A 20,429-nucleotide genomic window follows, 5' to 3' on the forward strand; every position below is an offset into this window, starting at 1 on the left:
CGGCATGACACACGAACGACAGGAATCCACGATGGAGAAGCAACCAGACTCGTCTCGCGACGCGCAGAATCGCGAACCGCACCTGCGCAGCGTGCGGCTGACGAGCGATTTCAGCCTGCCGAAGCTGTCGGCACTGGAGATCGGCAGCTATGTGTTCGCGATCCTTGCCATGTGGCTCGTGATCGAGCTCAAGCTGCTCGGCGGGCTGCTGGCCGGCCTGCTCGTCTACCAGCTGATCCACACGATCGCCCCCGTGATCGAACGCCACACCACGAGCATGCGCGCGCGCTGGGTCGCCGTCGTGCTGCTGTCGATCGTGATCGTCGGCGCGCTGACCAGCCTGACGATCGGCATCATCGAACACTTCGAGCGCACGGTGCCGAACCTGCAAAGCCTGCTCGACCAGCTGATGCAGATCGTCGAGCAGACTCGCGCCCGTACGCCGGCCTGGATCGCGAACCTGCTGCCAGTCGACGTCGAGCAGATGAAGACGAAGGCGGCCGTGCTGATGCACTCGCACATGGACCAGCTCCAGCAAAGCGGCAAGAGCGTCGCGCGCGGCTTCGGCCACGTGCTGTTCGGGATGATCATCGGCGCGATGATCGCGATCGGCGTCGAGCACGGCAAGGTGCGCCGGCCGCTGTCCACGGCGCTCGTCACGCGCGTGTCGCGCTTCGCCGACGCATTCCGCCGGATCGTGTTCGCGCAGATCAAGATCTCGGCGATCAACGCGGTGTTCACGGGCATCTACCTGCTCGTCGCGCTGCCGATCTTCCACCAGCGGCTGCCGCTGTCGAAAACGCTCGTGCTCGTCACGTTCATCGTCGGCCTGCTGCCCGTGATCGGCAACCTGATCTCGAACACGCTGATCGTCGCCGTGTCGCTGTCGGTCAGCATGGGTACCGCGATCGCGTCGCTGGCATTCCTCGTGATCATCCACAAGCTCGAATACTTCCTGAACGCGAAGATCATCGGCGGCCAGATCGAGTCGCGCGCATGGGAGCTGCTGCTCGCGATGCTGATCATGGAAGCCGCGTTCGGGCTGCCGGGCGTGATCGCCGCGCCGATCTTCTATGCGTACCTGAAGCGCGAGCTGTACCTGCTGCGGCTGATCTGACGCAGCTCGCACAACGCAAGCGATAAAAAAACGCCGCGCCCCGTGAAGGGCGCGGCGTTTTTGTTTGTGATTGCCAGCCGACGCCCGGCAATCAGCAAATCAGCGGAACACGACCGTCTTCGTCCCGTTCAGCACGACCCGGTGCTCGACGTGCCACTTCACCGCGCGCGCAAGCGTCACGCATTCGACGTCGCGGCCGATCGCGGTCAGCTGGTCGGGCGTCATGCTGTGGTCGACGCGCTCGACTTCCTGCTCGATGATCGGGCCTTCGTCGAGATCGGTCGTCACGTAGTGCGCGGTCGCGCCGATCAGCTTCACGCCGCGATCGAACGCCTGGTAGTAAGGCTTCGCACCCTTGAAGCTCGGCAGGAACGAATGGTGGATGTTGATCGCGCGGCCGGCGAGCTGCTTGCACAGGTTCGGCGACAGGATCTGCATGTAGCGCGCGAGCACGACCAGATCGGCCTGGTGCTCGTCGATCACTTCCAGCACGCGCGCTTCCTGCGCGGCCTTCGCGGCATCGGACGAGCCGCCGATCAGCGGGAAATGATGGAACGGGATGTTGTAGCTCGCGGCGAGCTGGTAGAACTCCTTGTGGTTCGACACGATCGCCGGGATCTCGATCGGCAGCTGGCCGGTGCGATAGCGGAACAGCAGGTCGTTCAGGCAGTGGCCGATCTTCGACACCATGATCACGACGCGCGGCTTCACGGCGGCGTCGTGCATTTCCCAGCGCATCGCGAACTGCTCGGCGAGCGGCGCGAACTCCCGGCGCAACGTGTCGAGCGCCGTCGCGGCATCCGCGCCGCCGCCGTCCTGCTCGAAGTGCACGCGCATGAAGAATTCGCTGGTGCGGCTATCGCCGAACTGCGCCGAATCGAGGATGTTGTTGCTGCGCTCGAACAGGAAGCCCGAGACCGCGTGGACGATGCCGTGCCGGTCGGGGCACGACAGTTTCAAGATAAAGCTGTGATCGGTCGGCATGACCGCTACTCCCTTCGTTTCCGTATTCGTCAAATTGCCCGTTCGCGCCGCCAGGCTGCGTGCTCGGCACGCGTCACGCGGCCGGTGCGAACAGTGCGTCGATGCCTGCCGCGTCGGCCGCCGGGATCCAGCGGTGGCGCAGCAGCGTGTCGAGCGTCGCAAGGCTTGCATCCATCGTCGCGCGGCCGGCGCGCAGCCAGCCGATCACCTCGGGCACGCCGGCCAGCAGGTGCTCGGCCACTTCGCCGTCCTGGTTGCGCGGCGCGAAGTCGCGCGGCAGCGGCAGGTCGTACACGAAGATCAGTTCGGACTGCGTGCCTTCCGGCAGCGAGCACAGCACCTGCACCGCGCGGCCCGCGATCGCGCGCGCGGCCAGTTCGGCCGGAATGCCGGCTTCTTCCCAGCACTCCTTCGCGAGCGTCTCGTGAACGCCCAGGCCCCAGCCGATCCCGCCCGCGACGACGTTGTCGAGCATGCCGGGGTCGGTTGCCTTGGTCTCGCTGCGGCGGCCGAGCCACATCTGCGGGACGGCCGCGGCGGACGGCTCGCCCGGCGCAACCGCATATTCTACGATGCCGTTCAGATGCACTGCATAAGTCTGCGTACCGAAGAAGCGCGACGCGGCGCGCTCGATGTACGCGAGCGGCGGATCGTCGAAGCGGTTGCGGATCGCGTAGATCTCGTCGCGCCAGCCGGGAATCGCGCCTTCGGCCGCGAGCGCGCCGATCGCGCTCGCCAACGCCATGCTGCGTGCGTCGACCGAGTCGTAGCGCGGCGACAGCACGACGCGCGCGTCGGTCAGCTCGAACACGTCGGGCCAGCGGGCGAGCATCGCGACGTCCTCGCGGCGCACCCAGCCGACCGCCTGGCCGGCAATCTCGAAACGCAGGTGCGCGGCCGGATCGAAGCGACGCGCGGCCGCAATGCACGGAAACGTCATCGCGATCAGTCCTTCAGCGCGACGCGGATGCCGATCGCGATGAACGTCGCGCCGGCGATCCGGTCGAGCCACACGCCGGCCTTCGGGCGGCGCTTCAGCCACGCGCCGATCATGCCCGCGCCGACGCCGAACAGCGAGAAGACCACGGCCGTCTGCAGCATGAACAGCGCGCCGAGTTCGAACATCTGCAGCGTCACGCTCTGCGCGCCGTGCGGATCGACGAATTGCGGCAGGAACACGACGAAGAACAGCGTGACCTTCGGGTTCATCAGGTTGCCGATCACGCTCTGCCGGAAGATCGTGCCGAGCGGCTGCGGCGGACGCTCATGCGCATTCGCGAGGCCCTGGCTGCGCAGCGCCTTGATGCCGATCCACACGAGGTACGCGGCGCCCGCGAGCTTCAGGATCTCGAACGCGACCGGCGACGAACGCAGCACGGCCGCGACGCCGAGCGCCGCGAGCGTCGTGTGGAACAGGATCCCGGCCGTGAAGCCGAGCGCGGCGACGAAGCCGGCCGCGCGGCCCTGCGAGATGCCGCGTGCGAGCACCTGCAGGTTGTCGGGACCCGGCGCGAACGTGATCGCGATCGACGTGGCGAGAAACAGCATGAAGTTGGGCATCGTGACCTCGCTGCTAACGTGGAATCAGGTGGATTCAGGCCGGCCGGCGTTCAGTGGCCGGCGAATTCGGTGACGGTATAAACCGGCAGTCCCGCGTTGCGCAGCAGCGCCGAGCCGCCGAGATCGGGCAGGTCGATGATCGCCGCGCCTTCGACGACTTCCGCGCCGAGCCGCTGCAGCAGGTTGCGCCCCGCCATCATCGTGCCGCCGGTCGCGATCAGGTCGTCCATGATGATCACGCGGTCGCCGGGGCGGCATGCGTCTTCATGGATCTCGACCGTCGCGCTGCCGTATTCGAGGTCGTACGATTCCGAGCGCGTCTTGTACGGCAGCTTGCCGACCTTGCGGATCGGCACGAAGCCGACGCTCAGCTCGTACGCGACGATCGGCGCGATGATGAAGCCGCGCGCATCGAGGCCCGCGACATAGTCGAGCTTCGCATCGACATAGCGCTCGACGAACAGGTCGACGAGGATGCGCAGCGCCTTCGGGCTCTGCAGCAGCGTCGTGATGTCGCGGAACATCACGCCCGGCTGCGGCCAGTCGGGCACCGTGCGGATCTGGCTGTGGATGAAGGCGACCGGATCGAGCGGTGCGCCCGACGACGAATGCGGCATGAAACTCTCCGAAAAAAACGGTGCGCGAAGATCGGGCACCGTTTCGAATAAATACGGGTCAGGTTATCAAACCAAGCGCGGCTCAGGCAGCCGCGGCCGGCGGATCGCGCCGATGGCGCGACAGCCGCTCCTCCGCGAGCGCGAGCGCCTCGGGCAACCCGCGCAGCACGACGATGTCGCTCGCGCGCAGCTTGGTTTGCGGATCGGGTTCGACGCCGCGGATGCCGTGCCGGCGGATCGCCGTGACTTCGAGCCCGAGCGCATACAGCCCGAGTTCTTCCAGCGAACGCCCGACCGCGTCCGCGCGCGCATCGACCGGCACCGATTGTAGCCGCACCTGCTCGTGGTCGTCGTCGTCCGCGTCGTCGGCGCCGCGGAAATAGCCGCGCAGCAGGCTGTAGCGTTCGTCGCGCATTTCCTCGACGCGCCGCACGACCTTGCGCATCGGCACGCCGACCAGCACCAGCGTGTGCGACGCGAGCATCAGGCTGCCCTCGACGATCTCCGGAATCACTTCGGTCGCGCCGGCCGCGAGCAGCTTTTCGAGATCGGCATCGTCGACGGTGCGCACGATCGCGGGCAGCGTCGGCTCGAGTTCGTGCACGTGATGCAGCACGCGCAGCGCGGACGGCGTGTTCGCGTAGGTGATCGCCACCGCCGCCGCGCGGTGGATACCGGCCGCGAGCAGCGACTCACGGCGCGCCGCGTCACCGAACACGACCGATTCGCCGGCCGCCCCGGCCGCGCTCACGCGATCGGGGTCGAGGTCGAGCGCGACGTACGGAATGCCTTCCTGTTCGAGCATCCGCGCCAGGTTCTGCCCTGCGCGGCCGTAGCCGCAAATGATCACGTGGCCGCGCTGCTTGAGGCTTTGCGTCGCGATCCGCGTCATCTGCAGCGACTGCTGCATCCATTCGGTCGACGACAGCCGCATCACGATCCGGTCGGCGTTCTGGATCAGGAACGGCGCCGCGAGCATCGACAGCAGCATCGACGCGAGGATCGCCTGCAGCAGCGTCGAATCGACGAGATGCCGGTCGAGGATCAGGTTCAGCAGCACGAAGCCGAATTCGCCGGCCTGCGCGAGCCCGATGCCGGTACGCATCGCGACACCCGGCGTCGCGCCGAACAGCCGCGCGAGCCCGGCGATCATCGTCCCCTTGAACAGGATCTGCCCGACGAAGAAACCGAGCACGAGGAGCGGGTGCTCCCAGATCACGCGCGGATCGAGCAACATCCCGGTCGTCACGAAGAACAGGCCGAGCAGCACGTCGCGGAACGGCTTGATGTCCTCCTCCACCTGATGGCGGAACGGCGTCTCGGAGATCAGCATCCCCGCGATGAACGCGCCGAGCGCGAGCGACAGGCCGAAGCGGTCGGTGATGAACGCGGCGCCGAGCGTGACGAGCAGCAGGTTCAGCACGAACAGTTCCTGCGAGCGGCGCCGCGCGACGACGTTGAGCCAGCGCGTCATGAAGCGCTGGCCGATGACCAGCAGCAGCGTGAGCGCGATCACGATCTTGACGGCCGCGAAGCCGAGCGTGATCGCGAGGTCCTTCGACGATTCGGCGCCGAACGCGGCGATCACGATCAGCAGCGGCACCACCGCGAGATCCTGGAACAGCAGCACGCCGAAGATGTTGCGGCCGTGCTCGGTCTCGATCTCGAGCCGCTCGGCGAGCATCTTCGACACGATCGCCGTCGACGACATCGCGAGCGCGCCGCCGAGTGCAATGCTGCCCTGCCAGGTGATGTGTACCCAGTGCTCGAACAGCATGCCGAGCACGAGCGCGAGCACGAGGGTCGCGACGACCTGCAGCAGCCCGAGCCCGAACACGAGCCGCTGCATCGCCCTCAGCTTCGCCAGCGAGAACTCGAGGCCGATCGAAAACATCAGGAACACCACGCCGAATTCCGCAAGGTGCTCGGCCCGCTCCAGATCTGCCGCGATGCCGAACGCATGCGGGCCGACCAGGATGCCGACGGTCAGGTAGCCGAGCATCGGCGGCAGGTTCAACGAGCGGAATACGACGACGCCCACCACTGAGGCCAGCAGCAGCAGCAGGGTCATTTCGAGCGGGGAAATCACGGGCGAAGCGTCCTCGTTCGTCGGGGCCACGGCAATGCGGGCGCGGGTGGTGGCGGTGGTCGGGCGACCTCGGACGAGTCCGAAGGCCCGGCGCGGCGAACAAACGCCTTTGCTATACTCCGCGCATGATAGCGAAAATCAATGATGACCGGGCGCTCGCGCTCGCCCGCGACGTGCTCGACATCGAGGCGGACGCCGTGCGCGCACTGCGCGACCAGCTCGACGGCGGCTTCGTCCAGGCCGTCGCGCTGCTGCTCGGCTGTCGCGGCCGCGTGGTGGTGTCCGGCATCGGCAAATCGGGGCATATCGCCCGCAAGATCGCGGCCACGCTGGCCAGCACCGGCACGCCGGCCTTCTTCGTCCACCCTGCCGAGGCCAGCCACGGCGACCTCGGGATGGTCACCTCCGACGACGTCTTCATCGGCATCTCCTATTCCGGCGAATCCGAAGAACTCGTGGCGATCCTGCCGCTCGTGAAGCGGATCGGCGCGAAGCTGATCGCGATCACGGGCCGCGCGGAATCGAGCCTCGGCACGCTCGCCGACGTGAACCTGAACGCCGCGGTCTCGAAAGAGGCCTGCCCGATGAACCTCGCGCCCACGGCGAGCACAACCGCCGCGCTCGCGCTCGGCGACGCGCTCGCCGTGGCGGTGCTCGACGCGCGCGGCTTCGGCTCGGAAGATTTCGCGCGCTCGCACCCGGGCGGCGCACTCGGCCGGCGCCTGCTCACCTACGTGCGCGACGTGATGCGCTCGGGCGACGATGTCCCGTCCGTCGGGCTCGACGCGACGCTGTCGGACGCGCTGTTCCAGATCACCGCGAAGCGCCTCGGCATGACGGCCGTGGTCGACGCCGACGGCAAGGTCGCCGGCATCTTCACCGATGGCGACCTGCGCCGCGTGCTCGCGCGCGACGGCGACTTCCGCACGCTGCCGATCACCGACGTGATGACGCGCGGCCCGCGCACGGTTGCACCGGATCACCTGGCGGTCGAGGCCGTGGAACTGATGGAGCGCCACCGGATCAACCAGATGCTGGTGGTCGATGCCGACGGCGTGCTGATCGGCGCGCTGAACATGCACGACCTGTTTTCGAAGAAGGTGATCTGATGAGCGCAGCGCTGACTGCGGCCGAACGTGCGAGCCGCGTGAAGCTGATGATTTTCGACGTCGACGGCGTGCTGACCGACGGCGGCCTGCTGTTTACCGCGGCCGGCGACACGATGAAGTCGTTCAATTCGCTCGACGGCCATGGCGTGAAGCTGCTCGGCGAAGCCGGCATCGCGACCGCGATCATCACGGGCCGCCGCTCGGAGATCGTCGCGGCGCGTGCGAAGGAAATGAAGATCGCGCACCTGTTCCAGGGTGTCGAGAACAAGTTCACCGTGTTCACCGACCTGATCGCGTCGCTCGGCCTCACCGCCGACCAGTGCGGCTACATGGGCGACGACTGGCCCGACCTGCCCGTGATGCTGCGCTGCGGCTTCGCGACCGCCCCCGCGAACGCGCACCCCGAGGTGATCGCCCGCGCGCACTGGGTGGCCGAGGCTCGCGGCGGCCAAGGCGCCGTCCGCGAAGTCTGCGACGCGATCCTGCGTGCGCAGCGCCGCTACGACGCGCTGCTCGCGGCCGCCTGCGGAGCCTGACGGATGAACAAGCATTTCCGCTGGACCCAGCTGCTGCCGCTCGCGGCGGTCGCCGCGCTCGCAGGCATCACCTGGTGGCTGCTGCAGGCCACGCTGCCGCCGCCCGGCGAGGGCACCGTGCAGCCGAAGCGCCATACGCCCGACTATTTCGCGGACAACTTCTCGGTCACCGAGCTCGACCAGTCCGGCTCGACCCAGTACCGGCTGACGGCCGCGAATCTGATCCATTACGAAGACACCGAGGACAGCGACTTGACCGATCCGGCCATGCGCGCGTTCCAGCCCGGCAAGCCGGTCGTGACGACCACCTCGAAGCGCGGCACCGTCAACGGCGACGTGTCGATCGTCGACTTGTACGACGACGCGCGCATCCTGCGCGCAGCCGGCGGCGGCGACCCGCAGATGCAGGCCGATTCCCAGCATTTCCGGATCTTCGTCAATGACGATGTGATCCAGACCGAAAAGCCGGTTAAACTCCAACGCGGCCTGTCGCTCGTCAACGCGACCGACGGCATGAAGTACAACAACGTCACCCGGGTCATCGAGCTTTACGGCAACGTGCGCGGCACGATCGCCGCGGCGGGCACGTCCGGCGGCTCGAAAGGTCAACCCAAGTGACGCATCCCTCACGTGACTGCATGAACGAACCGTTCCCTCGACAGATTTCCGGCGGCGCTGCGCGCGCCGTCCGCGCCGCGCTTGCCGCGACGCTCGTGGCGCTCCCGCTGGTCGGGCTGGCGCCGCTCGCCCATGCCGAGAAGGCTGACCAGAGCAAGCCGATCAACGTCGAGGCCGACAACCTGACCTATGACGACCTGAAGCAGGTCACGGTCGCAACCGGCAACGTCGTGATCACGAAGGGCACGATCATCATCAAGGGCGATCGCGTCGAAGTGCGCCAGGACCCGGAAGGCTATCAGTACGCCACTTCGTTCGGCAGCGGCAAGAAGCACGCGACGTTCCGCCAGAAGCGCGAAGGCCTCGACGAGTACATCGACGGCGACGCCGAGCGCATCGACTACGACGGCAAGCAGGACCTGACCACGCTGACCACCGCCGCGACCGTGCGCCGCCTGCAGGGCACGACGACCATCGCCGATACCGTGCACGGCAGCGTGATCACGTACGACGGCCAGCGCGACTTCTACACCGCGAAGGGCGGCAAGGACGTCGCCGCGCCGGGCAACCCGAACGGTCGCGTGCGCGCGATGCTGTCGCCGAAGAACGGCGGCCCCGCGCCGCTGAACGGCGCGCCGGCAAAGCTGTCGCCGTCGACCACGATCCAGGGGGCGCCGGGCCAATGAACGCGCTACCGAACCGCCAGCCGGCCGGCACGACGAGCTCGCTCGTCGTCCGCAACCTGAAGAAGCGCTACGGCTCGCGCACGGTCGTCAAGGACGTGTCGCTCGACGTGAAGAGCGGCGAAGTCGTCGGCCTGCTCGGCCCGAACGGCGCCGGCAAGACCACGTCGTTCTACATGATCGTCGGCCTGGTGCCGCTCGACGCGGGCGAGATCTCGCTGAACGGCAGCTCGATCAGCCTGCTGCCGATCCACAAGCGCGCATCGCTCGGCCTGTCGTACCTGCCGCAGGAAGCGTCCGTGTTCCGCAAGCTGACCGTCGAGGAAAACATCCGCGCGGTGCTCGAGCTGCAGCACGGCGAAGACGGCAAGCGCCTGTCGAAGGATGCGATCTCGTCGCGCGCCGAAGCACTGCTCGACGAGCTGCAGATCGGCCACTTGCGCGAGAACCCCGCACTGTCGCTGTCGGGTGGCGAACGGCGCCGGGTCGAAATCGCGCGCGCGCTGGCAACCAATCCGAACTTCATCCTGCTCGACGAACCGTTCGCCGGCGTCGACCCGATCGCGGTGCTCGAGATCCAGAAGATCGTCAAGTTCCTGAAGCAGCGCAACATCGGCGTGCTGATTACCGATCACAACGTCCGCGAAACGCTCGGCATCTGCGACCACGCCTACATCATCAGCGACGGCTCGGTGCTTGCCGCCGGTGCGCCGAGCGAAATCATCGAAAACGAAAGCGTGCGCCGCGTATACCTCGGCGAACACTTCCGGATGTAACTCTTCCTCGTGGCTGGCTGCACCCCGCCCGGCATCGCCGCGCGGGGCCGCGCCCCGCTTCGCGGCCATGCCCGCGACCGGGCGGCGCGCCGCGCGTAATCGCGGATGGCTCAACGCGCCTGGGTCGTGGCAAACTGCCGGTATGACTCCCTCCTTGCCATGAAAGCCAGCCTTCAACTCCGCCTGTCGCAACATCTGGCGCTGACGCCCCAGCTACAGCAGTCGATCCGGCTCCTGCAGTTGTCGACGCTCGAATTGCAACAGGAAGTCGCGATGGCCGTCGCGCAGAACCCGCTGCTCGAGAACGACGACGAATGGATCGCGAGCCCGCTGCGCGTCGCAGCGGACGGATCGTTGATCGCGCAGACGCCTCCCGCGCAGAACACCGAACCCGCTGCGACAAACAGCAGCAGTTCGTCGAGCGATCGCGCCGAGCGCGACGAGCCGGCCGGCGCGGACGAATACGACGGTTACGGCTCCGGCGACGGCAACGATGGCCCGCAGTGGAACCTCGACGAATTCGGGCGCTCGAGCGGCGCATCCGACGACGACGACCTCCCGCCGCTGCAAGTGCAGGAAGCCGCGACGTCGCTGCGCGACCACCTGTCCGCGCAGTTGCGCGTCACGCAGGCGAGCCCGCGCGATCGCGCGCTCGTGATGTTCCTGATCGAATCGCTCGACGACGACGGCTACCTGACGGCCACGCTCGACGAAGTGCTCGCCGACCTGCCGCCCGAGCTGGAGATCGATTGCGACGAACTGAACGCGGCGCTCGCGCTGCTGCACAGCTTCGACCCGGCCGGGGTCGGTGCCCGCTCGGCATCCGAATGCCTGAAGCTGCAGTTGCTGCGCCTCGATCCGTCCCCGACACGCACGCTCGCGCTCGAGATCGTGTCGCAGCATCTCGAACTGCTCGCCGCCCGCGACTTCACGCGGCTGCGCAAGCACCTGAAGGCGAACGACGATGCGCTGCGCGACGCGCACACGCTGATCCGTTCGCTGGAGCCGTTCCCCGGCGCCGCATACGGCAAGGCCGAGGCCGACTACGTCGTGCCCGACATCATGGTGAAGAAGGTCGGCCAGGGATGGCTCGCGGAGCTCAATCCGGAGGTCGTGCCGCGCCTGCGGATCAACAACCTCTACGCGAACATCCTGCGCAACAGCCGCGGTGATCCGTCGGCCGGTTCGCTCAAGCAACAGCTGCAGGAAGCACGCTGGCTGATCAAGAACATCCAGCAGCGATTCGACACGATCCTGCGTGTCGCGCAGGCCATTGTCGAGCGTCAAAAGAACTTCTTTGCGCACGGTGAAATTGCCATGCGCCCCTTGGTTTTGCGGGAAATAGCTGATACGCTGGGCCTACACGAGTCGACTGTCAGCCGTGTGACAACCGGGAAGTACATGCTGACCCCGTTCGGGACGCTTGAATTTAAGTACTTCTTCGGATCTCACGTCTCGACCGACACCGGTGGCGCCGCTTCGTCGACGGCCATCCGAGCCCTCATCAAGCAACTGATAGGAGCTGAAGACCCTAAATCGCCACTTTCGGACAGCCGCATTGCCGAGCTGCTGGCAGAACAAGGATTCGTGGTCGCGCGCCGCACGGTTGCGAAGTATCGCGAAGCCCTCAAGATCCCGGCAGTGAATCTGCGCAAGTCTCTTTAAGCCTGCTGCCTGCCCGGCGGCAGGCGTGTTCCGGCCACCGCGCATACGGGGAACAGGCCGGGCGACCTGTCCGCGATACACCGCCTCGTGCGGGTCGGGCAAGTCGACCGGAGCGCCGCCTCGATGCGGCCGGGTGGTCACTCGCTTGGAGAAGCACTATGAACCTGAAGATCAGTGGACATCATCTCGAAGTCACGCCTGCAATTCGCGAATACGTGATCACCAAGCTGGACCGGGTGCTACGGCATAGCGATCAGGTGATCGATGGCACTGTGATCCTCTCGGTCGACAACCACAAGGAAAAGGACAAGCAGCAGCGCGCGGAAATCAATCTGCACCTGAAGGGCAAGGACATCTTCGTTGAAAGCGCGAACGGTAACCTGTATGCAGCGATCGACCTGCTGATCGACAAGCTGGACCGCCAGGTCGTCAAGCACATGGAGCGCCTGCAAACGCACGCGCACGACCCGATCAAGCTTCAACCGTCGATCGACCAGATCGAACTGCCGCCGCAGTAACCTTCACCGCAACACATACGTCGCCCGGTTCGCCGGGCGTTTTTTTTGCGACTCCGCGCAGTGGTGCAACCGGTCCGTCCGCGCTGCGCCACGCACGCGGCTGTGCTCTATAATGTTCCGGTTATCGCCGGGGGGCGCTGGATGCGGTAGCTGCCTTGCAGGTTGCCGATGCCGAACGCCTTGATATCGCCGAACATGGATAATCAGTCTGCCGCCGCAAGGAGACCCCAGGCCGCCCAATCGCCTGCCAACATGAATCGCCTAGCCAAAATCCTGCCCATAGAGAACGTCGTCATCGACCTCTCAGTCACCAGCAAGAAACGCGTGTTCGAACAAGCCGGGCTGATGTTCGAGAATCAGAACGGCATCGCCCGCAGCACCGTCACGGACAACCTGTTCGCGCGCGAGCGCCTCGGCTCGACCGGGCTCGGCGAAGGCGTCGCGATTCCGCACGGGCGCATCAAGGGTCTCAAGCACCCGCTCGCCGCGTTCGTCCGGCTCGCCGATGCGATCCCGTTCGAAGCCCCCGACGGCCAGCCGGTCGGCCTCCTGATCTTCCTGCTCGTGCCCGAGCAAGCCACCCAGCAGCACCTCGAGATCCTGTCGGAAATCGCGCAACTGCTGTCCGATCGCGACGCGCGCGAGCGTCTGCACAACGAAACGGATATCGCCGAGTTGCATCGCCTGCTCACTCAGTGGCAACCTTGAGTTGATCCGGGCGGATTATTTTCCCGTACGCGGCGGCACACGCCGCCGTTCAGGGCCGCCCGGCGCCGGCCCGGCATGGCGACGTCCGTCGCCGCGCGCACGCACCGGCCCATTGGAGTGACGAGAGTCATGGATACGTCCAGCATCAACGCCCAGAGCATCTTCGACGACAACGCGGCCACGCTGAAACTGAGCTGGCTGACGGGGCATGAAGGCTGGGAGCGCGGCTTTTCGGCCGACACCGTCGGCAATGCAACCTCGAGCGCCGACCTCGTCGGCCACCTGAACCTGATCCACCCGAACCGGATCCAGGTGCTCGGCGAAGCCGAAATCGACTACTACCAGCGGCAAACCGACGAAGACCGCTCGCGCCACATGGCCGAGCTGATCGCGCTCGAACCGCCGTTCCTCGTCGTCGCCGGCGGTGCCGCCGCGCCGCCCGAACTCGTGCTGCGCTGCACGCGCTCGTCCACCCCGCTGTTCACGACGCCGATGTCGGCCGCCGCGGTGATCGACAGCCTGCGGCTCTACATGTCGCGCATCCTCGCGCCGCGCGCGACGCTGCACGGCGTGTTCATCGACATCCTCGGGATGGGCGTGCTGCTGACCGGCGATTCGGGCCTCGGCAAGAGCGAGCTCGGCCTCGAGCTGATCAGCCGCGGCCACGGCCTCGTCGCCGACGACGCGGTCGACTTCGTCCGACTTGGCCCCGATTTCGTCGAAGGGCGCTGCCCGCCGCTGCTGCAGAACCTGCTCGAAGTGCGCGGCCTCGGCCTGCTCGACATCAAGACGATCTTCGGCGAAACCGCCGTGCGGCGGAAAATGAAGCTGAAGCTGATCGTCCAGCTCGTGCGGCGCCCCGACGGCGAATTCCAGCGCCTGCCGCTCGAAAGCCAGACCGTCGACGTGCTCGGCTTGCCGATCAGCAAGGTCACGATCCAGGTTGCGGCCGGCCGCAACCTCGCGGTGCTCGTCGAGGCGGCCGTCCGGAACACGATCCTGCAGTTGCGCGGAATCGACACGTTGCGCGATTTCATGGATCGGCAACGACTCGCGATGCAAGATCCCGACAGTCAGTTCCCCGGCAAACTGGTGTAACCCGCACGCGCCGGCCACGCAACGCCGACGCGTCTGGCCGGTGCTATGATGAAACGTCAGGATTCACTGCTTCCCATGCGCATCGTCCTCATCACCGGCATCTCCGGCTCAGGCAAGTCCGTCGCGTTGAACGCGCTCGAGGACGCAGGCTATTACTGTGTCGACAACCTGCCGCCGCACGTGCTCCCCGAACTCGCCCGCTACCTCGCCGGAGAGGGCCAGCACCGGCTCGCGGTCGCGATCGACGCGCGCTCGAGCGCGTCGCTCGACGAAATGCCCGGCCTGATCCGCGACCTGTCGCGCGAGCACGACGTGCGCGTGCTGTTCCTCAACGCGAGCACCCAGGCGCTGATCCAGCGCTTCTCCGAAACGCGCCGCCGCCACCCGCTGTCCGGCTCGCTGTCGCACGATGCGGACGTCGGCCTGCTGTCGTCGCTCGAGGAAGCGATCGAGCGCGAACGCCACCTCGTCGCCCCGCTCGCCGAATTCGGCCACCAGATCGACACGAGCACGCTGCGCGCGAACGCGCTGCGTACGTGGGTCAAGCGCTTCATCGAGCAGAAGAACAACGACCTGATGGTGATGTTCGAATCGTTCGGCTTCAAGCGCGGCGTGCCGCTCGACGCCGACCTGATGTTCGACGTGCGCGCGCTGCCGAATCCGTACTACGACCACGAGTTGCGCCCGCTCACCGGGCTCGACCAGCCGGTTATTGCCTTTCTCGACGCACTGCCGATCGTCCACCAGATGATCGACGACATCCATGCGTTCCTGATGAAATGGCTGCCGCACTTCCGCGATGACAACCGCAGCTACCTGACCGTCGCCATCGGCTGCACGGGCGGGCAGCATCGGTCGGTGTTCATCGCGGAAACGCTCGCCGCGCGCCTTGCGCACGAGGCGAACGTGATCGTGCGGCATCGTGATGCGCCAGTGGATGTCGACGCGTCGTCGCGGCTCGTCTCCGAGGTCGACCGACCCTAGCGACACCCGCCCCTTCATCAGCGCGCCATGTCCTCCCTATCGACCACCCTGATCGACCTGCCGCTGTTTCCGCTGCACACGGTGCTGTTTCCGGGGGGCCTGCTCCCGCTCAAGGTGTTCGAGGCGCGCTATCTCGACATGTCCCGCGCGTGCCTGCGCGACAATGCACCGTTCGGCGTATGCCTGCTGAAGAGCGGGCCGGAAGTCGCGCAGGACGGCGCGGTGTCGGTGCCCGAAACCATCGGCTGCATGGCGCGCATCACCGAATGCGATACCGGTGAATTCGGCATGCTGTACCTGCAGGCAGTCGGCACGCAGCGTTTCGAGCTGCTGTCGTATCGCGTCGAAGGCAACGGGCTGCTGGTCGGCATCGCGGAGCCGCTGCCCGACGACATCCCGCTCGAAGGCGAGCAGACGCTCGCGCAATTCGGCTCGTGCGCCGAGGTGCTCGAGCGCATCATCGCCGCGCTGAAGAAGACCGATCCAGAGAAAATGCCGTTCGGCGAACCGTTCCGCCTCGACGATCCGAGCTGGGTGTCGAACCGTCTCGCGGAACTGCTGCCGCTCGACCTGCGCGCGCGGCAGAAGCTGATGGAGTTTCCGGACGTCGGCGCGCGCATCGACGCCGTGCACCACGTGCTCGACCGGCACGGCTGGTTATAGGCGCCTCGGACCTTTCGCTTCCCGCGAGCCATCCGCAAGGGGGCGTCTCACGAGCGGCTTCCTTCCAGGCGAAAAACCCGGTCGGCGTTTTTCGGAGCGCCGCCCGGACAACCCCTTCGCGCCAGGCCCCCAAGGGCGACTTCCGTCGGCGCGAAAAACCACGGGCGTCCGACTTTTCCTTGAAAGCGCGGCATGCGCCGCGCCCCCCTTCGTTACAGCAGCGGCCCGCTCAGTGCATCGAGCAGCTTGCGCACGGGTGCCGGCACGCCATACGCGTCGAGCCGGCTCAACGGCACCCAGGCGGTGTCCGCGTCCCGCGCGCCCTCAGGCAGGCCACCGCCGTCGGCCATGTCGCTCAGCCGCGGCTCGATCTCGAGCCGGAAATGCGTGAACGTGTGCATGAGCGGCGCCAGCGGCACCGTGCCGCCACCGCCGAAGCCGCGCGCGAGTTCCGCGAGCGCGGCGTCGCCATCCGCCTGCGGCAGGCTCCACAGCCCGCCCCAGATACCGGTCGGCGGCCGCCGCTCGAGCAACACGGCGTCACCGTCGCGCAGCACGAGCATCCAGGTCTTGCGGGTCGGCACGGCCTTCTTCGGCCGCGCGGCCGGCAGTTCGCGCTGGCGGCCCGTCGATTGCGCGACGCAATCGCCCGCGAACGGGCAGCGCGCGCAATCGGGCTTGCCGCGCACGCACAGCGTCGCGCCGAGATCCATCAACCCCTGCGTATACGCGCTCACGTCGGCTGCGTTCGCGGCATCGGGCAACAACGATTCGGCGAGCGCCCACATGTCGTTCTCGACGCGCTTCTCGCCCGGAAAGCCCTCGACGCCGAACACCCGTGCAAGCACGCGCTTCACGTTGCCGTCGAGAATCGTCGCGCGCGCGCCGTACGCAAACGACGCGATTGCCGCGGCCGTCGAACGGCCGATGCCCGGCAGTTCGGCCAGCGCGTCGGGCGTCGCGGGAAACGCACCGCCGTGCTCGGCAACGACGACCTGCGCGCAACGGTGCAGGTTGCGCGCGCGCGAGTAGTAGCCGAGCCCCGCCCACAGCGCCATCACGTCGTCGGTCGGCGCGGCCGCGAGCGCGGCGACGTCGGGGTAGCGTTCGAGAAAGCGCGTGTAATACGGGATGACGGTCGATACCTGCGTCTGCTGCAGCATGATTTCCGACAGCCAGATCCGGTACGGATCACGGGTGTTCTGCCACGGCAGGTCGTGGCGGCCATGCTCGCGCTGCCACGCGACCAGGCGCGTGGCGAACGTGCGATGCAGCGGCGTAACGGGGAACGGAGCGGGGGCGATGCGGGGCGGCTTCAAGTTATCTAATCGTGGAAAAAGGTTTCAACGCTGGCAGGTCGGGCAGAAATAGGTCGACCGCTGGCCCTGTACGATCTGGCGGATCGGCGTGTTGCATACGCGGCATGGCTGGCCCGCACGGTCGTAGACGAAGCAGTCGAGCTGGAAATAGCCGCTTTCGCCGTTGCTGCCGACAAAATCGCGCAACGTGCTGCCACCGCGCTCGATCGCGTCGGCAAGCGTCGCGCGCACTGCGTCGGCCAGCCGCTCGTAGCGCGGCAGCGACACCTTGCCGGCGGCCGTCGTCGGCCGGATGCCGGCGCGAAACAGGCTCTCCGACGCATAGATGTTGCCGACGCCGACGACCATGTCGCCCGCGAGCAGCGCCTGCTTGACCGACACGGTGCGGCCGCGCGTGCGCGCGTGCAGCAGCGCGCCGGTGAACGCCGGCGAGAACGGCTCGACGCCGAGGCTCGCGAGGAGCGGATGCGCATGGACATCGCCCGCTTCCCGCGGGTGCCACAGCACCGCACCGAAGCGGCGCGGATCGCGGAACCGCAGCACGAATTCGTCGAAGATCCAGTCGATGTGGTCGTGCTTCGCGGCAACCGGCAGCCCGTCCGCGGGCAGCACGCGCAGCGTGCCCGTCATGCCGAGATGAACGATGAACCAGCCCGCGTCGACCTCGAACAGCAGGTACTTGCCGCGACGCTCGACGGCGAGCACCTCGCGCGCGCGCAACTGCTCGGCGAGCCCGGCCGGCACGGGCCAGCGCAGCATCTCGGTACGGACGTCGACACGCTCGACGCGGCGGCCCGCGACAAAGGGCTCGATGCCCCGGCGCGTGACTTCGACTTCTGGCAACTCTGGCATGTTTTGCGGGTCTGAGACTGGATTACCGATCGTGCGTGTATTGTAGCGAGCGCGTTACAATCGGTTGAAACATCGAACGGATTTCCATGACCCTGCCCTCGAAGCTGCTTCAGAAGCGCCCCGCCGCCGTGCGCGGCGCGCGCGCCTTCCCGGTCCGCCGTGCACTCGGCGCCGCGCTGTTTGCCGCCTGGACCCTCACCGCCTTCCCGGCCCACGCGCAGGATCCGGCATCGGACGACGCGGAGTCGCAGGGCGCGTTCGAGCACGTGATGCCGGACGAGAAAAAGGATCTCCCCGGCGTTCCGCTGACGAGCCAGATCGTCTATCAGGTGCTCGCCGCCGAGGTCGCGCTGCAGCGTAACCAGCCCGCGCCGGCCTACCAGACCTACCTCGCGCTCGCCCGCGACACGCGCGATCCGCGCATGGCGCAGCGTGCGACCGAGATCGCGCTCGGCGCGCAGAGCCCGGCCGACGCGTTGTCCGCCGCGAACCTGTGGCGCCAGTACGCACCGGATTCGAATCGCGCATCCCAGGTTGACGCCGCGCTGCTGGTGCTTGCCGGCAAGCCGGCCGACGCGCAGCCGATGCTCGCGCGCGAGCTGGCCCGGGCGACCGGCGAGACGCGCGGCCCGGCGATCCTCGCGCTGCAGGCGTTGCTGGTACGCGGCTCCGACCGCGTCGGCGGCCTCGCGGTGCTGAAGGACATGCTGAAGAACGACCTGAACCGGCCCGAAGCGCAGCTCGCTATCGCGCGCCAGCAGCTCGCGGTCGACGACAAGGACGGCGCCGCGCAGTCGCTGAAGCAGGCGCTGCAGATCCGCCCCGACTACCTGCCGGCGGCCCTGATGCTGTCGCAGATGGGGCCCGCGGAACGCGCGGCGGGCATCGCGTCGTTCGAGAAGTATGTTCAGCAGAATCCGAAGTCGCGCGACGCGCGGCTCGCGCTGTCGCAGCTCTATCTCGCCGACGATCGCCTCGACGACGCGCAGAAGCAGTTCGAGACGATGCGCAAGCTCGACTCGAAGGACCCGACGCCGCTGATGGCGCTCGCACTGATCAAGATCCAGCAGAAGAAGCTCGACGAAGCGACGGTCTTCCTGAAGCAGTACGTGCAGCTCGGCGACAAGCAGCCGAACCTCGACGTCGGCCAGGGCTACATCTACCTCGCGCAGATCGCGATCGACCAGAACAACGACGCGCAGGCGTCGCAGTGGCTCGACAAGGTCGACCAGACGAGCCAGCACTACCTCCCCGCGCAGATCACGCGCGCGCAACTGCTGCAGAAACAGGGCAAGACCGACGAGGCGCGCAAGGTGCTCGACGACCTGCCGATCACGGATCCGCGCGATGCGGCCGTGGTCGCACGCACCGACGCGTCGATCCTGTTCACCGCGAAGCGCTATCCGGAAGCCGAGGCACGGCTCGGGCAGGCGGTCCAGGACTTCCCCGACGATCCCGACCTGCGCTACGACTATGCGATGGCGGCCGAAAAGACCGGCCACTACACGACGATGGAAAAGCAGCTGCGCGAGCTGATCCGCACGCAGCCCGACAATCCGCAGGCGTACAACGCACTCGGCTATTCGCTCGCCGACCGCAACCAGCGGCTGCCCGAAGCCAGCAAGCTGATCGACAAGGCGATGACGCTCGCGCCGAACGACGCGTACATCATGGACAGCCTCGGCTGGGTGAAGTACCGGATGGGCGATACGGCCGGCGCGACGAAGGTGCTGCGACGCGCGTACGAACTGCAGCCGAACGCCGAAATCGGCGCGCACCTCGGCGAAGTGCTGTGGAAGAGCGGCGCGCAGGACGACGCGCGTTCCGCGTGGCGTGACGCGCAGAAGCTCGAGCCGGACAACGACACGCTCGTGCAGACGCTGAAACGCCTCCAGGTCAACGGTCTCTGATGCAGATGTTCCCGACGTTTTCCCTGTCCTTCCGCGCGCAGCGCACGCTGGCCGCAGCCGGTGCGGCGCTCGCGCTCGCGGGCTGCGCGAGCACGCCGCCGTCGGCCAGCGCGCCGACCGGCGCGGCGCTGCAGACCGCCGCAACCCACGCTTACCACGGCCGCTTCGCGGTGCAGTACGACGACCGTCTCGGCAAGCAGCAGAACGTGTACGGCAACTTCGACTGGCAGGAGCACGGCGACGACGTGTCGCTGGAGCTGCGCAGCCCACTCGGCCAGACGCTCGCGGTCGTGAAATCGACGCCGCAGGCGGCATCGCTCGAATTGCCGAACCGTCCGACGCAATATGCGCCGGACGTCGGCGACCTGATGCAGAAAACGCTCGGCTTCGAACTGCCGCTCGCGGGCCTGCGCTACTGGCTGCTGCCGACAGCCGCGCCCGCCACGCCCGCGGAGACGGTGCGCGATCCGGCCGACGGTACGCGCGTCAAGCAGATCCGCCAGGACGGCTGGACGATCGACTACCTTGCCTACGCGGATGCCCCGGCCACGGGCGTCAAACGCGTCAACCTCGTGCGTGCGACACCGCCGCTCGACATCAAGCTCGTGCTCGATCAGTGAGCA

21 protein-coding genes are annotated in these 20,429 nt (G+C 67.2%); 14 read left to right on the plus strand and 7 right to left on the minus strand.

All coding sequences use genetic code 11. From position 1 onward, the window contains the following. Positions 1 to 31 precede the first annotated feature (31 nt). The gene (locus tag G3O00_RS07920) at positions 32 to 1,117 is read left to right on the plus strand and encodes an AI-2E family transporter (protein ID WP_011353214.1); all 1,086 of its coding nucleotides are present in this window, start codon (positions 32 to 34) and stop codon (positions 1,115 to 1,117) included. Positions 1,118 to 1,216: 99 nt separating this feature from the next. Here the strand turns inward: G3O00_RS07920 and purU are convergent, their stop codons facing one another. From purU to G3O00_RS07945, 5 genes are all read right to left on the minus strand, one after another. Then, positions 1,217 to 2,101, minus strand: coding sequence for a formyltetrahydrofolate deformylase (gene purU, locus G3O00_RS07925; protein WP_011353215.1), 885 nt, complete (start codon positions 2,099 to 2,101; stop codon positions 1,217 to 1,219). A gap of 73 nt (positions 2,102 to 2,174) precedes the next feature. Continuing rightward, positions 2,175 to 3,041 carry a DUF4743 domain-containing protein gene (locus G3O00_RS07930; RefSeq protein ID WP_206142641.1) on the minus strand — a complete coding sequence of 289 codons (867 nt, stop codon included), beginning with the start codon at positions 3,039 to 3,041 and terminating at the stop codon, positions 2,175 to 2,177. A 5-nt stretch (positions 3,042 to 3,046) separates the two neighbouring features. Then, on the minus strand, positions 3,047 to 3,661 hold the full coding sequence (locus G3O00_RS07935; RefSeq protein ID WP_174930748.1) for a LysE family translocator: 615 nt from the start codon (positions 3,659 to 3,661) through the stop codon (positions 3,047 to 3,049). A gap of 50 nt (positions 3,662 to 3,711) precedes the next feature. After that, on the minus strand, positions 3,712 to 4,278 hold the full coding sequence (locus tag G3O00_RS07940) for an adenine phosphoribosyltransferase (protein WP_011353218.1): 567 nt from the start codon (positions 4,276 to 4,278) through the stop codon (positions 3,712 to 3,714). 82 nt (positions 4,279 to 4,360) lie between these two features. Next, on the minus strand, positions 4,361 to 6,367 hold the full coding sequence (locus G3O00_RS07945) for a monovalent cation:proton antiporter family protein (RefSeq protein WP_206142642.1): 2,007 nt from the start codon (positions 6,365 to 6,367) through the stop codon (positions 4,361 to 4,363). Positions 6,368 to 6,492: 125 nt separating this feature from the next. On the opposite strand from G3O00_RS07945, the gene kdsD reads away from it, so the two are divergent. From kdsD to G3O00_RS08000, 11 genes are all read left to right on the plus strand, one after another. Next, positions 6,493 to 7,476, plus strand: coding sequence for an arabinose 5-phosphate isomerase KdsD (kdsD, locus tag G3O00_RS07950; RefSeq protein WP_011353220.1), 984 nt, complete (start codon positions 6,493 to 6,495; stop codon positions 7,474 to 7,476). Beyond that, positions 7,476 to 8,012, plus strand: coding sequence for an HAD family hydrolase (locus G3O00_RS07955; protein ID WP_174930750.1), 537 nt, complete (start codon positions 7,476 to 7,478; stop codon positions 8,010 to 8,012). Before kdsD ends, G3O00_RS07955 begins: the two co-directional genes overlap by 1 nt. A 3-nt stretch (positions 8,013 to 8,015) precedes the next feature. Then, the gene (gene lptC, locus G3O00_RS07960) at positions 8,016 to 8,630 is read left to right on the plus strand and encodes an LPS export ABC transporter periplasmic protein LptC (RefSeq protein WP_011353222.1); all 615 of its coding nucleotides are present in this window, start codon (positions 8,016 to 8,018) and stop codon (positions 8,628 to 8,630) included. A gap of 20 nt (positions 8,631 to 8,650) precedes the next feature. Further along, positions 8,651 to 9,316, plus strand: a complete 666-nt coding sequence (gene lptA, locus G3O00_RS07965) for a lipopolysaccharide transport periplasmic protein LptA (RefSeq protein ID WP_011353223.1) — start codon at positions 8,651 to 8,653, stop codon at positions 9,314 to 9,316. Next, the gene (gene lptB, locus G3O00_RS07970; RefSeq protein WP_011353224.1) at positions 9,313 to 10,089 is read left to right on the plus strand and encodes an LPS export ABC transporter ATP-binding protein; all 777 of its coding nucleotides are present in this window, start codon (positions 9,313 to 9,315) and stop codon (positions 10,087 to 10,089) included. Before lptA ends, lptB begins: the two co-directional genes overlap by 4 nt. A 159-nt stretch (positions 10,090 to 10,248) precedes the next feature. Further along, positions 10,249 to 11,754, plus strand: coding sequence for an RNA polymerase factor sigma-54 (locus G3O00_RS07975; protein ID WP_011353225.1), 1,506 nt, complete (start codon positions 10,249 to 10,251; stop codon positions 11,752 to 11,754). 158 nt (positions 11,755 to 11,912) lie between these two features. After that, on the plus strand, positions 11,913 to 12,272 hold the full coding sequence (gene raiA / locus G3O00_RS07980; RefSeq protein ID WP_006477786.1) for a ribosome-associated translation inhibitor RaiA: 360 nt from the start codon (positions 11,913 to 11,915) through the stop codon (positions 12,270 to 12,272). A gap of 168 nt (positions 12,273 to 12,440) precedes the next feature. Beyond that, positions 12,441 to 12,980, plus strand: coding sequence for a PTS sugar transporter subunit IIA (locus tag G3O00_RS07985; protein ID WP_011353226.1), 540 nt, complete (start codon positions 12,441 to 12,443; stop codon positions 12,978 to 12,980). Positions 12,981 to 13,109: 129 nt separating this feature from the next. Next, positions 13,110 to 14,078 carry an HPr(Ser) kinase/phosphatase gene (gene hprK, locus G3O00_RS07990; protein WP_011353227.1) on the plus strand — a complete coding sequence of 323 codons (969 nt, stop codon included), beginning with the start codon at positions 13,110 to 13,112 and terminating at the stop codon, positions 14,076 to 14,078. Positions 14,079 to 14,153: 75 nt separating this feature from the next. After that, positions 14,154 to 15,062: an RNase adapter RapZ gene (gene rapZ / locus G3O00_RS07995; protein WP_041492961.1), complete on the plus strand. Its 909-nt coding sequence runs from the start codon at positions 14,154 to 14,156 to the stop codon at positions 15,060 to 15,062. A 27-nt stretch (positions 15,063 to 15,089) separates the two neighbouring features. After that, a complete protein-coding gene (locus G3O00_RS08000; RefSeq protein ID WP_011353229.1) occupies positions 15,090 to 15,725 on the plus strand; it encodes an LON peptidase substrate-binding domain-containing protein in 636 nt (211 codons plus the stop codon). A 212-nt stretch (positions 15,726 to 15,937) separates the two neighbouring features. On the opposite strand, the gene mutY is transcribed toward G3O00_RS08000, so the two are convergent. Next, positions 15,938 to 17,044 (minus strand): A/G-specific adenine glycosylase, encoded by a 1,107-nt coding sequence (mutY, locus tag G3O00_RS08005; RefSeq protein ID WP_174930752.1) that lies wholly within the window; start codon positions 17,042 to 17,044, stop codon positions 15,938 to 15,940. Positions 17,045 to 17,068: 24 nt separating this feature from the next. After that, positions 17,069 to 17,896: a bifunctional DNA-formamidopyrimidine glycosylase/DNA-(apurinic or apyrimidinic site) lyase gene (gene mutM, locus G3O00_RS08010; protein WP_011353231.1), complete on the minus strand. Its 828-nt coding sequence runs from the start codon at positions 17,894 to 17,896 to the stop codon at positions 17,069 to 17,071. Between the two features lie 86 nt (positions 17,897 to 17,982). Between mutM and G3O00_RS08015 the strand changes: the two genes are divergently transcribed. Next, on the plus strand, positions 17,983 to 19,806 hold the full coding sequence (locus tag G3O00_RS08015) for a tetratricopeptide repeat protein (protein WP_206142643.1): 1,824 nt from the start codon (positions 17,983 to 17,985) through the stop codon (positions 19,804 to 19,806). Beyond that, complete coding sequence (lolB, locus tag G3O00_RS08020; RefSeq protein WP_011353233.1) at positions 19,806 to 20,426, plus strand: lipoprotein insertase outer membrane protein LolB; 621 nt, start codon at positions 19,806 to 19,808, stop codon at positions 20,424 to 20,426. Before G3O00_RS08015 ends, lolB begins: the two co-directional genes overlap by 1 nt. Positions 20,427 to 20,429: the final 3 nt, after the last annotated feature.

Origin of the sequence: Burkholderia sp. Ac-20384, from assembly GCF_017104605.1 — a bacterium.
In the GTDB taxonomy this organism is placed as follows: domain Bacteria; phylum Pseudomonadota; class Gammaproteobacteria; order Burkholderiales; family Burkholderiaceae; genus Burkholderia; species Burkholderia lata.